Raw genomic sequence first — 15,014 nt, 5'->3', positions numbered from 1 at the left:
GTGCAAAAGAGATTGGATTGAGGAAAAAGAAATGATCGAACTCAAAAACGTATCCAAGTGGTATGGCCCGGTGCAGGTGCTCAACGAATGCACGGCCACCATCCAAAAGGGTGAAGTGGTGGTGGTGTGCGGCCCCTCGGGCTCAGGCAAGTCCACGCTGATCAAGACCATCAACGCGCTCGAACCCTTCCAGAAGGGCGAGATCACGGTGGACGGAATTGCTCTGCACGACCCCAAGACCGACCTGCCCAAGCTGCGCAGCCGCGTAGGCATGGTGTTCCAGCATTTCGAGTTGTTCCCGCACCTGTCGGTGACGGACAACCTGACCATTGCGCAGATCAAGGTGCTGGGCCGCAGTGCGGACGACGCCAAGAAGCGCGGTCTGAAGATGCTCGAACGTGTGGGCCTGATGGCGCACAAGGACAAGTTCCCCGGCCAGCTCTCGGGCGGCCAGCAGCAGCGTGTGGCCATTGCGCGCGCGCTGTCGATGGACCCCATCGTGATGCTGTTCGACGAGCCCACCTCCGCGCTCGACCCCGAAATGGTCGGCGAAGTGCTGGACGTGATGGTGGGCCTGGCCAACGAAGGCATGACCATGATGTGCGTGACCCACGAAATGGGCTTTGCCCGCAAGGTGAGCAACCGCGTGATCTTCATGGACGTGGGCGGCAAGATCCTGGAAGACTGCTCCAAGGACGACTTCTTCAACAACCCCGACGCACGCCAGCCGCGTACCAAGGACTTCCTCAACAAGATCCTGCAGCACTGAACGGTGCTTGCACGCCCGTGCCGCAGGGGTTTGGGGCTTCATAAAGCGCTCTCTGGAGCGCTTTTTTCATGGGGCCCCCCAAGGCTGAACGACTGCTGCGCGCAGGCTAGCGCTTGCTCCGCCGACCGGCTGGCGAGGGACTTTCCACGATGAGCTGCGACTCGAAATCCGTCCACAGATCATCGCGCCGCTTCAGTGCCTCGGACACCGCCTTGTGCCGCAGCTGGGCCACGGCCGACACCAGCGCATTGCACAGGAAGAACGCGGCGGTGTACGAGTCGAACGGCGATGCGTTGGACGTGCGCACCTGCAGCCGGTGGTGGGACAGCGCGGCCAAGGGCGCTGCGGCGCTGTCGGTGACGGCCAGCACCTGGGCCCCCGCGTCGCGAAAGCGCTGCGCCACTTTCACCGGCCCGCTGGCGTAGCGGCGGATGCTGAAGACCAGCAAGGCATCTTCGGGCTGGATCCACAGCAGCTGGTCGGTGGCGTCCACCGCGCCAGCCCCCAGTTCGTGCACGCCCGGGCGGCACATGTTCAGGTGCAGCGCCAGCCAGGCGGCCACTGGGGCGCTGTTGATCTGCGCCAGCACAAAGATGCGTCCCTTGCCCTGTGCAATGCGCGCCACCATGGCCTCGAAGGCCGCCATGTCCAGCCCGTCGCGCGTGGTGGTGAGGTTGTGCTGGTCGTGCAGCAGCGCATCGTCCACGCACTGTTGCAGGCTGCGCCGGGTGCCGATGGTGACGGGTGCGCGCTGCCCGGCCGTTTGCAGCAGGGCGGTGACCTCGGCCCGCGCCTCGCGCTGGGCCTCGGCATAGCTGCCGTAGCCCAGCTTGGCAAACAGCCGCACCACGGTCGATGCACTGGTGCCAGTGCGCGCAGCGAGGGCGGTGGCGGACTCCAGCAGGGCGTGGGGGTAGTCGCGCCCCAGGGCCTCGGCCAGCGCCCGTTCGCTGGCTGTCAGGTCGGCGTCCTGGCGGGCCAGCCGCTCGGTCAGCAAGGCGCTGGATTCGTGCAATGATGATTTCATAAAATTCTCATTCGTGCAAAATACGTTGCAGAACCCCAGGTCGCGTGCAACACTGCGACCCAAATTTTGCCCCTACCTGGGGCTTGCCCAAGGACAACGATGCTCAATACCCTGAACGAAGGTCTGCTGCCGGTGCGTGCGCAGGTCCTGGACTGGCTGGCCAGGCAGCAGCAGTCCATGCAAGACCTGTTGCAAAAAGTGGTCAATATCGAGAGCGGCAGCCGCAATGAGGCGGGCGTGACGGCCGTGGCCCATGCCCTGGCCGAGCGCCTGCAGGCGGCTGGTGTGCCCGTGCAGTTCGAGCCCGTGCCCGGCTATGGCGTGCTGCTGCATGCGCAGGTCAACCCGGAAGGCGCTGAAGCCGGTGGCGCGCCCATCATCCTCATGGGGCACATGGACACGGTGTTTCCCGATGGCACCGTGGCCAAGCGCCCTTACCGCGAAGAAGCGGGGCGCGCCTACGGCCCCGGCGTGGCCGACATGAAGTCCGGCCTGGTGCTCAACGTGTTTGTGGCCGAAGCCTTTGCGCGCTGCGGCGGCCTGCAGGCGCCGCTGCACCTGTTCTTCTCGTGCGATGAAGAGATCGGTTCGCCCGCCACGCGTGACCTCATCATGGCCCGCGTGCGGGGGGCGCGTGTGGTGTTCAACGCCGAGCCGGGCCGTGTCAGCGGCAACGTGGTCACCAGCCGCAAGGGCTCGATGGTGGTGGAATTCGAGGTGCAGGGCGTGGCCGCACATGCAGGCATCAACCACGCCGCTGGCGCCAGCGCCATCGAAGCCCTGGCCCGCAAGACCTTGGCGCTGCATGCGCTGACCGACCCAGCCACGGGCGTCACCTGCAACGTGGGCGTGGTGCAGGGCGGCATCGTGCCCAACATGGTCGCCCCACACGCACGCGCCGAGGTGGACCTGCGCTTTACTGCCGACACCAACCCCGACGAGCTGCTGGAGCGCGTGCGCGCCATCGTCGAAGAAGAATCCGTGCCCCGCACCCAGGGCCGCATCACCACCACGCGCCGCACGATGCCCATGAAGCCCACACCGGACGACTTGCTGGCGCTGTACCAGCAAGGCGCAAGCGCGCTGGGCTTTGAGGTGCAAGGCGAATTCACCGGCGGCGCGGCCGACAGCGGCCTGACCGCATCGGTGGGCGTGCCCACGCTGTGTGCCACGGGCCCGGTGGGCGGACATGCACACACCGAACGCGAGTACTGCGAGCTGTCCACCTTTGTGCCGCGCGCGCAGGCCGTGGCGCTGGCCGTGCTGTCACACCCTTGATTCTTTCCGTATCTTTTCAACCTGTTTCTTGAGTTCTTTGACCGCCATGAACACCACACCTTCCCGCCGCCACCTTCTGACCACCGGACTGGGCCTTGCCGGCCTGGCCGCGCTGCCCGCCATGGCACAAGATAAGTTCCCTTCGCGCCCGATCACGCTGGTGGTGCCGTTCCCGCCCGGTGGGTCGGTGGACATCATGGCGCGCCAGTATTCCGAGCCGCTGTCGCGCGTGCTGGGCGTGCCCATCGTGGTGGAAAACCGCGCCGGCGCGGGGGGCTCGGTGGGCGCGCAGTATGTGGCGCGCTCCAAGGCCGACGGCTACACCCTGGTGGTGTCGTCGCAAAGCAGCCACCTGGCCAACCCGCTCACCCAGCCCAAGATTGGCTACGACCCGGTCAAGGATTTTGAAAACATCGCCATCCTGGGCCGCCAGCCCAACGCCCTGGTGGTGCACAGCAGCCTGCCTTTCAAGACCTTCAAGGAGTTCATCGACTACGCCAAGAAGAACCCCGGCAAGCTCAACTATGGCAGCGGTGGCGTGGGCAGCATGGGCCAACTCAACGTGGAAATGCTCAAGGTCTCCACGGGCGTGTTCACCACGCACATTCCTTACCGGGGTGGCACGCCGCTGATCACGGGCGTGCTGGGCAACGAGGTGCAGTTCATCCTCGACAACCTGGTCATCATGCTGCCGCACATCCAGGCGGGCAAGGTGCGCGCCCTGGCCGTAGCGGCCGACCAGCGCCTGCCCCAGCTGCCCGATGTGCCCACCATGGCCGAGGTCGGTCACCCCGAGCTGAACCTCACCTCATGGACGGGCTTGGCCGCGCCCGCGGGCACGCCTGAAGCGGTGGTGCAGACGCTGTACAAAGCCGTGCGCCAGGTTGCCACATCGCCCGCCATGGTGACGAACCTCAAGGAGCGCGGCGTGATCGTGCCCGAAGAGATGCCACCCGCCGCGTTCGAAAAGATGATGGCAGAGCGCCTGGTGAAGTTTGGCGACGTGGTGCGCAAGGCAGGCATCACTGCCGAATGACGCGGTGTTGCTCTGAATTTTGAGTGTTTTTGGCTGCTAGCGCTTATTGGATAAGCGCTAGCAGCTATCAAAACAATAGTTGATAACCCGATGGGACAATGCTGCCCATGACAGCCGCACTCCACACCCCCACCGCGCCCACCACCCTCACCATCACCCGCCCCGACGACTGGCACCTGCACGTGCGCGACGGCGAGCCCCTGCACACCGTCGTGCCCCACACCGCCGCCCAGTTCGGTCGCGCGATCATCATGCCCAACCTGCGCCCTCCGGTCACCACGGCCGAGCAGGCCATGGCCTACAAGCAGCGCATCCTGGCCGCCGTGCCCGCAGGCATGAGCTTTGAGCCGCTGATGACGCTGTACCTGACCGACAACCTCCCTCCCGAGGAAATCGTGCGTGCCAAGGCCGCAGGCGTGGTGGCCTGCAAGCTCTACCCCGCCGGTGCCACCACCAACAGCGACGCGGGCGTGACGGACCTGCGCAAGACCTACAAGACGCTTGAAGCCATGCAGAGAGCCGGCATGCTGCTGCTGGTGCACGGCGAGGTGACCAGCAGCGACATCGACCTGTTCGACCGCGAAGCCGTGTTCATCGAGCAGCAGCTCATCCCGCTGCGCCGCGACTTCCCCGAGCTGAAGATCGTCTTCGAGCACATCACCACCAAGGACGCGGCCGACTACGTGGCCAGCGCCGACCGCTTCACCGCCGCCACCATCACCGCGCACCACCTGCTGTACAACCGCAACGCCATCTTCATCGGCGGTGTGCGCCCCCATTACTACTGCCTGCCGGTGCTCAAGCGCGAAACCCACCGCGTGGCCCTGGTGCAGGCCGCTACCAGCGGCTCCAGCAAATTCTTCCTTGGCACCGACAGCGCGCCGCACCCCGCGCACCTCAAGGAACACGCCAGCGGCTGCGCGGGCTGCTACACCGCCCACGCCGCCATCGAGATGTATGCCGAGGCCTTCGACAACGCCGGTGCGCTCGACAAGCTCGAAGGTTTCGCCAGCTTCCACGGCCCCGATTTCTACAGCCTGCCGCGCAACACCGGCAGCATCACCCTGCGCCGCGAGTCGTGGACACCGCCCGACAGCTTTGCGTTTGGCGAAGCCGAACTCAAGCCCCTGCGTGCCGGTGAAGTCCTGCCGTGGCGGCTGGTGTAAGCGAAGCCTTCGACGCCATTGACTGGAGCGCCCCCTGGCTGGCGCCGTTGCGCAATCTGGGCCAGCCCGTGGCGCAGCAGCTGCAGCACGATCCTGCAGTGCACCGGGCGTTGCAGGCCGCAGCGCCGCCGGCGTTGCCGGTGGGTTTTGTGCCCCAGTCCGAGCTGCCCGAAGGCACGGCCTACGAGCAGTACATCTGGGACACCCGCCGGGTGCCCACGCGCGACAACCTGCACGACTTCTTCAACGGCCTGGTCTGGCAACAGTTTCCGCACACCAAGCGGCGCCTGAACGAGCTGCAGGCCCGGGCCATCGCCGCCGATGGTGTGCAGGCTGTGCGCGGGCCGTTGCGCGATGCGCTCACGGTGTTTGACGAGAACGGCGCCGTACTGCAAGCGCCGCCCGCGCTGTGGGCCGCGCTAAGGGTACGAGACTGGCAGCGCCTGTTCATCGACCTGCGCCCGCTGTGGGGGCAGGCCCGGCTGGTGGTGTTCGGGCATGCGCTGCTTGAAAAGCTGGTTATCCCTCGAAAACCCATGGTGGCGCATGTTTATCAGGCGCCAGTAGCTATTGAATCAATAGCAATTTTGGATGCTTGGCTGGCGCAGGAAATTCAGCCGCAGCCGTGGTCTGCCAAGCCCTTCACCCCGCTGCCCGTGCTGGGCGTACCCGGCTGGTGGCCCGCCAACGCTACGCCGGACTTTTATGCCGACACCCAGGTGTTCCGCCGGCCCCGGGCTGTGTCAGGGGGCTAATTCCCGTCAACGCTTGTGTGATAAGGCCTGTGCGCGGGTTTGCACCTACCATAGCGCGATGAAATCGCGGCCATGGGGCTGCCAGGGGCGTGCAGTGGCCCCAGCAGCGGGTGTTTGGTGCTTGAAGCGCAGCACCCGGCCCCCATCTGAGCCAGCAAACACTTGTTGTTGTTTACCCCACGGAGAAACCATTCCATGAAGCGGATCCTTTTGTTTGTGATGACCAACCTGGCCGTCGTTGTCGTGCTGGGGGTGGTGGCCAGCCTGCTGGGCGTCAACCGCTACCTCACGGCCAACGGGCTCAACCTGGGCGCGCTGCTGGGCTTTGCGCTCGTCATGGGCTTTGGCGGCGCCATCATCTCGCTGCTCATCAGCAAGCCCATGGCCAAGTGGACCTCGGGCGTGCGCGTGATCGACGGCTCCGGCTCGCCCGACGAGCGCTGGATCGTCGAGACCGTGCGCAAGTTCGCCACCGAAGCCAAGATCGGCATGCCTGAAGTCGGCATCTTCGAAGGCGACCCCAATGCGTTTGCCACGGGCGCGTTCAAGAACTCGGCTCTGGTGGCGGTGTCCACGGGCCTGCTGCAAGGCATGACGCGCGAAGAGGTCGAGGCCGTGATCGGCCACGAGGTGGCCCACATCGCCAACGGTGACATGGTCACCATGACGCTGATCCAGGGCGTGATGAACACCTTTGTGGTGTTCCTGTCGCGGGTGATCGGCTATGCGGTCGACAGCTTTCTGCGCAAGAACGACGAGAGCAGCTCGGGCCCCGGCATCGGCTACTACGTGACCACCATCGTGCTCGACATCCTGCTGGGCTTTGTGGCCGCGATGATCGTCGCCTGGTTCAGCCGCCAGCGCGAGTTCCGTGCCGATGCAGGCGCGGCGCAACTGATGGGCCGCCGCCAGCCCATGATCAATGCCCTGGCCCGCCTGGGTGGCATGCACCCGGCCGAGCTGCCCAAGAGCATGGCTGCCATGGGCATTGCCGGTGGCATTGGCAAGCTGTTCAGCACCCACCCGCCCATTGAAGAGCGCATTGCTGCGCTGCAGAACGCGCAGCAGCAAGGCTGATCCGGTTCAACCTGGCCCTTGAAGGCCGCTGCAGGGGTTGCCCCTGCGGCGGCCTTTTTGTTTCTGGGTGGGTTGTCGGCCTTGTGGGGCGGCTCAAGGGTTTGTAACCTTTTGTCGATAACCAGTGGAAACCCAATTCCGCATGCCGTGCGGGCAGCAGCGGGTTGCCGATCCTTATTCCCACGAGAACACCTTATGTCCATCTCCCACGCACGTGTTGCGGTCCGCCTGGCCCTGGCCTTTGGCGTTGTCTGTCTGGTCATGTCGCTCTCGGCCGCCGTCGGTATCTGGCGGCTGGCGGGGCTGCAGGACATTGCCGACGACCTGGGCGGCGCATCGTCCGAGCGCGCGCTGCTGGCGCGTGAGCTGCACGCCATCGTGGTGCTGAGTTCCGCACGTGCCGAAACGCTGCTGGAGATCGACAACCCCGCCTACGCGGCGCGCATCGACGCGGACCGCAAAACCACGTCGGCCCGTTCTTCCGAAGTGCGCAAGCGCCTGGACGAGCTGGCGGCAGACCCGGAATCCCAGGCCTTGTTCGATGCCATCGACAAGGCAGGCAACGGTTTTCGCACGGTGCGGGACGACCTTGTCAAGCGCCGCAAGGCGGGCGAGGCCCTGCCCCCCGACGCCATTGCCAACCAGCTTCGGCCTGCGGCCGATGCCTATGCCGCCTCGGTGAACAAGCTGGCCGAGTACCAGCGCCAGCGTGTGGCCGAGGCCCGCGAGGCTGCCGCCCGCAGCGAGAGCCAGGGCATCACGCTGCTGGCCGCAGGCTCGTTGGTGGGGCTTCTGCTGAGCCTGGCCTGCGCCTGGCTGCTGTCGCGGTCCATCCTGCAGCCGCTGGCCCATGCGTCCGAGGTGACTGACCGCATTGCCGAGGGCGACCTCACCTCCCCCGTGCCCGCGCCGCAGGCGGGCAGCCGCGATGAACTGCAGGCCCTGCTGGCGCGCCTGGGGGGTATGCAGGCGCGGCTGGCGGAACTGGTGGTGGGCATGCGCCAGGCCAGCACCTCGGTGGCCGGTGCCAGCAGCGAGATTGCGGCGGGCAACAGCGACCTGTCGGCACGCACCGAACACACGGCCTCCAACCTCGAAGAGATCGCTGCGAGCATGGAGGAGCTGCTGGCCACCGTGCGCCACAGCGCCGATGCCGCCGCGCAGGCAAGCAGTCTGGCCACCGGCGCGAGCGACGTGGCGCGCCGAGGCCGTGAGGCGGTGGATCGCGTGGTGGGCACCATGGACGGTATCGCTCTGTCGTCCCGACGCATCGCCGACATCACCAGCGTGATCGACGGCATCGCCTTCCAGACCAACATCCTGGCGCTCAACGCCGCCGTCGAGGCCGCGCGTGCGGGTGAGCAAGGGCGGGGCTTTGCCGTGGTGGCGGGCGAGGTGCGCAGCCTGGCCCAGCGCTCGGCCACGGCAGCCAAGGAGATTGGGGGCCTGATCAGCGACAGCGTGCGGCAGGTGGACGAAGGCTCCAAGCTCGTGCACGCGGCCGGCAGCACCATGGGTGAGATTGTCGACTCGGTGGGCCAGGTGGCCACCATCATTGGCGAGATCAGCACGGCGGCGCGTGAGCAGACCACGGGCCTGAGCCAGGTGGGCGAGGCCGTCTCGCAGCTCGACCAGATGACGCAGCAGAACGCTGCGCTGGTGGAGGAATCCTCCGCCGCAGCCCAGGGCCTGCGCGTGCAGGCGCAGCAACTGGCCGAGCTGGTGGAGGCCTTCCGTCTGCCCGCTGGCAACGCGCTGCGCTGAGCTGGGCAGGGCTGGGCGGAGAGCAGGGGCGTACCGCTCTACTTCACCTCCACCCGCCAGCGCCGCCGTGGCGCACGCAGCGCATGGCGCTTGCGGTACTCGGCCGGGGCCATGCCGGTGTAGCGCACAAAGATGCGCCGGAACGCAGCCGGGTCGGCGTAGCCGCAGGCCACGGCAATGCTGGGCACGCTTTCCAGCGTCACCTCCAGCATCACCCGGGCACGCGCGCAGCGCAGGCCGTGCAGGTGGTCCAGCGGCGACTGCGACAGCTCTTGCTGAAAATGCCGCAGCAGGGTGCGTGTGCTCACCGATGCGGCCTCGGCCAGCCGGTCCAGCGAGTAAGGCTGGTCCAGGTGCGCCTCCATCCAGGCAATGGCGCGGGCGAGTGTGCTGTCGCGCGTTGCGGGGATGTGCTGCTGTGCGTTGGCCTGCAGCGCCGCGCGGGCGCGCTGGTGGTCGGGGGTCATCACGGTCTCGCAGGCGGCGGCCAGCTCCGGCCCCAGCGCCTGGCGCACCAGGGCGATGGCCAGCAGGTTCACGTTGCTGGGCAGCGCGCAGCTCAGCCAGGGGCCGTCGTCCGACAGGTCCTGGCCCAGGCTGTGGCCGATGCTCGGGAAGTCCCGTTCAAACCCCGCGATGTAGAACCAGGGCAGGCAGGCCTGGCGCCCATTCAGCCGCCCGCTTTGCGCCGCCAGCCAGGCGCCATTGCCCATGGTGAGCAGCTTTTGCCCTGCGTCCAGCGCAATGCCCAGCTGGCGTGACAGCGCCTGGTGGCGGGCTGCCACGGCACGGATGGCCGGGATGTCCGGCGCGTGGAACGAAGGGATGAACAGCGCCCGGGTGGGGGCCAGTGCCGCATCCTTGTCATCTGGCACCGTGTAGGCTGCGAGGGGGCTCGGCAAGGGTGCCAGGGGCAGGCCCTCGGCGTCCAGCAGGCGCCATGCCAGGCGGGGTGCTTGTGCACCCAGCCGCTGGCTGGCCAGCAGGTTGGCGCCGCGCAGCAGGTCGATGAGCTGCAGGGCACTGCCTGCGGCCGATTCGGGCAGCAGCGGGATGTCCACGCGGAACACCGGGGGCTTGGGCGGCGCCGAAGGCAAGGACGAAGGTGACGGTGGCATGGCGATATTGGCTCTGTGTATGGCGATTTTCGCTTGTCATGAAGGCAGCGTGCGCTTTTAGCATGAACGTGCTTTTCGCTTCTCCACCCAGGCCCTCGTGGCTGTTCACTCCCTACGGATCTGCCCATGCACAAACCCCTCTCTGCCATCGCGCTTGCCACCGGCCTCGTCGCCAGCGGGCTGACTTTTGTCACTTCGGCCCAGGCCCAGGCGCTGGATGCCGCGGGCTTGCAGACCATCGACGCCGCCGTGAACGCCGTGGCGCCCAAGATGGTCAGCTGGCGCCGCGATATCCATGCCCACCCCGAACTCTCGGGCCAGGAAGTGCGCACCGCCAAGCTCGTGGCCGAGCACCTCAAGAAGCTGGGCATGGAAGTGCAGACCGGCGTGGGCGGCACGGGCGTGGTGGGCACGCTCAAGGGCGGCCTGCCCGGCAAGGTGGTGGCCCTGCGCGCTGACATGGACGCGCTGCCTGTGCTGGAAAACACCGGCCTGCCCTTTGCGAGCAAGGCCAAGGCCAACTACCTGGGCAAGGAAGTGCCCGTGATGCACGCCTGTGGCCACGACGCCCACACCGCCATGCTGATGGGCGCGGCCGAAGTGCTGGCCGGCATGAAGGCCCAGCTGCCCGGCACGGTGAAGTTCATCTTCCAGCCCGCAGAAGAGGGCGCGCCGGTGGAGCCCGACGCCAATGGCAAGGTGCCCAGCTTCGGCGCCAAGGCCATGATCGAAGCAGGTGCGCTCAAGGACGTGCAGGCCATCTACGGCCTGCACATCACCTCCAACCTGCCGGGCGGCGTGGTGGGCTACCGCAGCGGCCCGCTGATGGCCGGGTCGGACAACATCACCATTCATGTGGAAGGGCGCGGCGGTCATGGTTCCTCACCCTGGGCCACCATCGACCCCATCGTGGCCGCCAGCCAGGTGGTGATGGGCCTGCAGACCGTGGTGAGCCGCCAGCTCAACATCAGCCAGGAACCGGCCGTGGTCACCATCGGCCAGATCCAGGGCGGCACCCGCTACAACATCATCCCCGACAAGGTGGAGATGATGGGCACGCTGCGCACGTTTGACGAAGACATGCGCCAGGAAGCCCTCAAGCGCATCACCACCACGGCCGAGTCCATCGCCGCTGCCAGCGGCGCCAAGGCCAGCGTGCGTTTTGGCCCCGTGGCCTACCCCGTGACCACCAACCCTGCGCAGCTCACGCAGGCCTCGCTGCCCGCGCTGAACCTGGCCATGGGCGGCAAGACCATGGTGATCCCCAAGGTGGCGGGCTCGGAGGACTTCTCGGAGTTCCAGAAGGTCGTGCCCGGCTTCTTCTACTTCCTGGGCGCACCGCCCAAGGGCAAGGAATTTGCCAAGGCGCCACCCAACCACTCCGCGCTGTTCGATATCGACGAGGACCAGCTGCCGACCGGCGCACGCAGCCTGGCCGCACTGGCCGTGGACTTCCTGCAGCGCAAGTAAGAAGCGAAAAGAAGAGGGGCGCCGCGCGGTTCAGGCCGTGCGGCGGGGCGAAGCCAGTCGGCTGCCGATGAGCAGGCGAAACGGCAGCAGCAGCGCCACGCCCAGCCCCAGCTTCACCGCGAGGTCACCCAGTGCCCAGGTGATCCACGGGTCGCTGGTGCCCCCAAACGCAATGCTCCAGAACACGGCGGTGTCCAGCACCGCTGCGAGCAGCGTGGCTACCAGCGGCGCGCGCCACCAGGTGCCATGGCGCAGACGGTCAAACACGCTGATGTCCAGCCACTGCGAGAGCAAAAACGCCGAGCCCGACGCGATGGCAATGCGCACCGGCGCCAGCACCAGCGAGGCCGCAACGGCCACCGCAAACCCCACCCACGCCACCCGCCGCGCCTGCTGCGGGCCGTGGGCGCGGTTGACCAGCTCGCTCACCAAAAAGGCCACCGGGTAGGTGATGGCGCCCCAGGTGAGCCAGTTGTTGATGGGGAACTGCACGAGGATGTTGGACGCCAGCACCACGGCGGCCATGGCCAGCGTGGCCGCTGCGAATGGCGGCCGTTTGGAGGACCGCATCACGCGGCAATGCCCAGCAGGCTGCGCGCCACCGCCTCACCCACCTTGATGCCATCCACGCCCGCCGACAGAATGCCGCCCGCGTAGCTGGCGCCTTCGCCCGCCGGGTACAGGCCCGGCGTGTTCAGGCTTTGCAGATTCTCGCCACGCCCGATCTTCAGGGGCGATGAGGTGCGCGTCTCCACGCCCGTCAGCACCGCGTCGTGCATGTCAAAGCCCTTGATCTTGCGGCCGAACACGGGCAGCGCCTCGCGCAGCGCCTCGATGGCGTAGCCGGGCAAGGCGGCGTGCAGGTCGCCCAGGGCCACGCCGGGCTTGTACGAGGGCTCCACGCTGCCCAGCTGGGTCGAAGGCTTGCCACTAATGAACTCGCCCACCAGCTGGCCTGGCGCACTGTAGTCACGCCCGCCCAGCACAAAGGCATTGGATTCGAGCTGGCGCTGCAGCACGCTGCCCGACAGCGGGTGGAACTGCCCGGCGGGCAGGGCTTCCACGCCATAGGTCTGGCCCAGGTGGGTTTCAAATGCCTGCGCATCCTGCGGGTAGTCGCGTGGGTCGATGCCCACCACCATGCCCGCGTTGGCATTGCGCTCGTTGCGCGAATACTGGCTCATGCCGTTGGTCACCACGCGGTTGGGCTCGCTGGTAGCGGCCACCACGGTGCCACCGGGGCACATGCAGAAGCTGTACACCGCGCGCCCGTTGGCGGCGTGGTGCACCAGCTTGTAGTCGGCCGCGCCCAGCAGCGGGTGGCCCGCGTGGCGGCCCCAGCGGGCGCGGTCGATCACGCCCTGCGGGTGTTCGATGCGGAACCCGATGGAGAACGGCTTGGCCTCCATGGCCACGCCGCGCTGGTACAGCATGGCAAATGTGTCGCGCGAGCTGTGGCCCAGCGCCATCACCACGTGGTCGGCACGCAGCTCGGTGGTCTCGCCCGTGGCCTGGTTCAGCACCTTCAGGCCGCGCAGGTGGCGGGCTTCACCGGTGCCTTCGATGATCACGTCCGTCACGCGCTGCTCAAAGCGGATCTCGCCGCCCAGCGCAATGATCTGCTCGCGCAGGTTCTCCACCACCTTCACCAGCTTGAAGGTGCCGATGTGCGGGTGGGCGACGTACAAAATCTCTTCGGGCGCACCGGCTTTGACGAACTCGTTCATCACCTTGCGGCCCAGGTGGCGCGGGTCCTTGATCTGGCTGTAGAGCTTGCCGTCGCTGAAAGTGCCGGCGCCGCCTTCGCCAAATTGCACGTTGCTCTCGGCATGCAGCTCGCGTTTGCGCCACAGGCCCCAGGTGTCTTTGGTGCGCTCGCGCACGGTCTTGCCGCGCTCCAGCACGATGGGCTTGAAGCCCATCTGCGCCAGCACCAGGGCCGCAAAGATGCCGCAAGGGCCAAAGCCCACCACCACGGGGCGCAGGGGCAGGTCTGCCGGGGCCTGGCCCACAGGGTGCCAGGCCATGTCGGGCGTGGGCTGGATGTGCGGGTTGCCCGCAAACTGGGCCAGGAGGGCGGCTTCGCGCGCGGGCTGCGCGAGGGTGATGTCCACGATGTAGACCGCCAGCAGGTCGGCCTTGCGCGCATCAAAGCTGCGCTTGAAGACGTGCAGGTGGGCGATGTCGGTGTCCGCCAGGCCCAGGATTTGGGTGGCTGCGGCGCGCAGGGGCGCCTCGGGGGCTTCGGCCACGGTGAAGGGCAGCCGGATTTCGGAGAGTCGGATCATGTTCTTGCGGGCCCGTGTCGATCGGGCGGGTTGCAATGGCGTGGGGCCGCGATGATACGGGGTGCTCGCCACCCACGGAAGTCCTGGCGTGCAGGGGGTGTGGAGCCGTGTGCCTAAAAAGCTATCAAATCAATAGCTGCTAGCGATTTATGGATAAGCGACAGAGGCACTTTTGAATCATATTTTTCGAGCTGTTGGAACTTCATCATCGCTGCCCGACTGCTGGCGCCAGCGCAGCTCTGCCACACCAAAGGCTATGGCCGCGAGCACCAGTGGCCCAAAGTAATACAGCGCCCGGTAGGCCAGCAGGGCCGCCAGCACTTCTTCCTGCCCCAGCGCCTGGGTGGCCAGCAGCGCCACGCCCACGGCCTCCAGCACACCCAGGCCCGCAGGCACGCGCAGCACCAGCCCGGCCACCGCCCCCAGCAACACGGTGGCCAGCGCGGCGGGGTAGCTCACCTGGTGTTGCAGCACCGTCCACAGCGCGGCGCCCATCAGCATCCAGTTGGCGGCCGACACGGCCACCTGCCACAGCGCCACGGGCCAGCCGGGCAGCGGGAACGCGTGGCCTCTCAGCGTGAGGGCGCGGCCACTGCGCAGGCCACACAGCGCCACATAAGCCAGAGGCAGGAACCCCAGCACGGTGCCGCCAAGGCGCCACTGCCAGGACTCTACAGCCCACCCGGCCACCGCAGGCGGCTGCCACGTCCACGCCAGCACGCCCGCCAGCAACAGGTAACCCACCCAATTCGTCACGATGCTGGTGCCCACCACCTGACCGATCGTGCCGGGGTCCACGCCACGCCGGTCATACAGCCGGTAGCGCACGCCCACGCCGCCAATCAGCGAGCCCAGGTTGAGCGTGAACGGGTAGCTCGTCATGGCGATGGCCAGCGTGGTGGTGCGCGGTAACCGGTGGCCGCTGCAATGGCGGCCCACCCAGTCAAAGCTGCCGTAGGTGCAGTGGCTCAGCAGCGCCAGCGCGCCACCCACGGTCAGTGCGGTGGTGGGCAGGTCGCGCAGCGCCTGCAGCACGGCGGGCCAGTCCACGGTGCGCGCCTGCCGAAAGATCAGCCCGGCCACCACCGCAAAAAAAGCGGCAGCGAACCCCCGGGTGACCCATGGCCACCAGGCCTGCTCCGGCCAGTGGCGCCAACCGCGTGGGCTGCTGCTACTGCTGCTGCTGGGGGCAGGTGATGCCATGGCGTCGGCGGTGCCTGTCTGGGTGTCCGCGGGCAGTGTGGAGGTGGCCATGGCGAGGGCTCC

13 protein-coding genes are annotated in these 15,014 nt (G+C 67.2%); 8 read left to right on the top strand and 5 right to left on the bottom strand.

The window, feature by feature from the left end; translation table 11 throughout:
- Positions 1–31 precede the first annotated feature (31 nt).
- A complete protein-coding gene (locus ACQ4MJ_RS17330; protein ID WP_055400819.1) occupies positions 32–769 on the top strand; it encodes an amino acid ABC transporter ATP-binding protein in 738 nt (245 codons plus the stop codon).
- Positions 770–875: 106 nt separating this feature from the next.
- On the opposite strand, the gene ACQ4MJ_RS17325 is transcribed toward ACQ4MJ_RS17330, so the two are convergent.
- Complete coding sequence (locus ACQ4MJ_RS17325) at positions 876–1,796, bottom strand: MurR/RpiR family transcriptional regulator (protein WP_431151848.1); 921 nt, start codon at positions 1,794–1,796, stop codon at positions 876–878.
- Between the two features lie 99 nt (positions 1,797–1,895).
- Between ACQ4MJ_RS17325 and ACQ4MJ_RS17320 the strand changes: the two genes are divergently transcribed.
- From ACQ4MJ_RS17320 to ACQ4MJ_RS17295, 6 genes are all read left to right on the top strand, one after another.
- Positions 1,896–3,074 (top strand): M20 family metallopeptidase, encoded by a 1,179-nt coding sequence (locus ACQ4MJ_RS17320; protein WP_431151850.1) that lies wholly within the window; start codon positions 1,896–1,898, stop codon positions 3,072–3,074.
- Positions 3,075–3,120: 46 nt separating this feature from the next.
- Positions 3,121–4,110 carry a Bug family tripartite tricarboxylate transporter substrate binding protein gene (locus tag ACQ4MJ_RS17315; RefSeq protein WP_055400813.1) on the top strand — a complete coding sequence of 330 codons (990 nt, stop codon included), beginning with the start codon at positions 3,121–3,123 and terminating at the stop codon, positions 4,108–4,110.
- 98 nt (positions 4,111–4,208) lie between these two features.
- Positions 4,209–5,276, top strand: coding sequence for a dihydroorotase (gene pyrC / locus ACQ4MJ_RS17310; RefSeq protein WP_431151851.1), 1,068 nt, complete (start codon positions 4,209–4,211; stop codon positions 5,274–5,276).
- Positions 5,261–6,031: a DUF3025 domain-containing protein gene (locus ACQ4MJ_RS17305; protein WP_431151852.1), complete on the top strand. Its 771-nt coding sequence runs from the start codon at positions 5,261–5,263 to the stop codon at positions 6,029–6,031. Before pyrC ends, ACQ4MJ_RS17305 begins: the two co-directional genes overlap by 16 nt.
- 195 nt (positions 6,032–6,226) lie before the next feature.
- Complete coding sequence (htpX, locus tag ACQ4MJ_RS17300) at positions 6,227–7,108, top strand: protease HtpX (protein ID WP_010462430.1); 882 nt, start codon at positions 6,227–6,229, stop codon at positions 7,106–7,108.
- A gap of 195 nt (positions 7,109–7,303) precedes the next feature.
- The gene (locus tag ACQ4MJ_RS17295) at positions 7,304–8,872 is read left to right on the top strand and encodes a methyl-accepting chemotaxis protein (protein WP_431151853.1); all 1,569 of its coding nucleotides are present in this window, start codon (positions 7,304–7,306) and stop codon (positions 8,870–8,872) included.
- 38 nt (positions 8,873–8,910) lie between these two features.
- Here ACQ4MJ_RS17295 and ACQ4MJ_RS17290 read toward each other — a convergent pair whose 3' ends face one another.
- Positions 8,911–9,990 (bottom strand): GlxA family transcriptional regulator, encoded by a 1,080-nt coding sequence (locus ACQ4MJ_RS17290; protein WP_431151854.1) that lies wholly within the window; start codon positions 9,988–9,990, stop codon positions 8,911–8,913.
- A 126-nt stretch (positions 9,991–10,116) separates the two neighbouring features.
- Here ACQ4MJ_RS17290 and ACQ4MJ_RS17285 point away from each other — a divergent pair, with 126 nt between their 5' ends.
- Positions 10,117–11,460, top strand: a complete 1,344-nt coding sequence (locus tag ACQ4MJ_RS17285) for an amidohydrolase (protein WP_431151855.1) — start codon at positions 10,117–10,119, stop codon at positions 11,458–11,460.
- A gap of 30 nt (positions 11,461–11,490) precedes the next feature.
- Here ACQ4MJ_RS17285 and ACQ4MJ_RS17280 read toward each other — a convergent pair whose 3' ends face one another.
- The 3 genes from ACQ4MJ_RS17280 to ACQ4MJ_RS17270 form a co-directional block, all read right to left on the bottom strand.
- On the bottom strand, positions 11,491–12,030 hold the full coding sequence (locus ACQ4MJ_RS17280; protein WP_431151856.1) for a VUT family protein: 540 nt from the start codon (positions 12,028–12,030) through the stop codon (positions 11,491–11,493).
- Positions 12,030–13,748 carry an NAD(P)/FAD-dependent oxidoreductase gene (locus ACQ4MJ_RS17275; RefSeq protein ID WP_431151857.1) on the bottom strand — a complete coding sequence of 573 codons (1,719 nt, stop codon included), beginning with the start codon at positions 13,746–13,748 and terminating at the stop codon, positions 12,030–12,032. The genes ACQ4MJ_RS17280 and ACQ4MJ_RS17275 overlap by 1 nt, the downstream gene beginning before the upstream one ends.
- A gap of 177 nt (positions 13,749–13,925) precedes the next feature.
- Complete coding sequence (locus tag ACQ4MJ_RS17270; protein ID WP_431151858.1) at positions 13,926–15,002, bottom strand: lysylphosphatidylglycerol synthase transmembrane domain-containing protein; 1,077 nt, start codon at positions 15,000–15,002, stop codon at positions 13,926–13,928.
- Between the last annotated feature and the right edge of the window lie 12 nt (positions 15,003–15,014).

The organism is Acidovorax facilis (assembly GCF_050626955.1).
Taxonomy (GTDB): Bacteria; Pseudomonadota; Gammaproteobacteria; order Burkholderiales; family Burkholderiaceae_C; genus Acidovorax; species Acidovorax facilis.
Note: the sequence above shows the minus strand (reverse complement) of the source record. Positions and strands in the feature narration are given on the sequence as shown.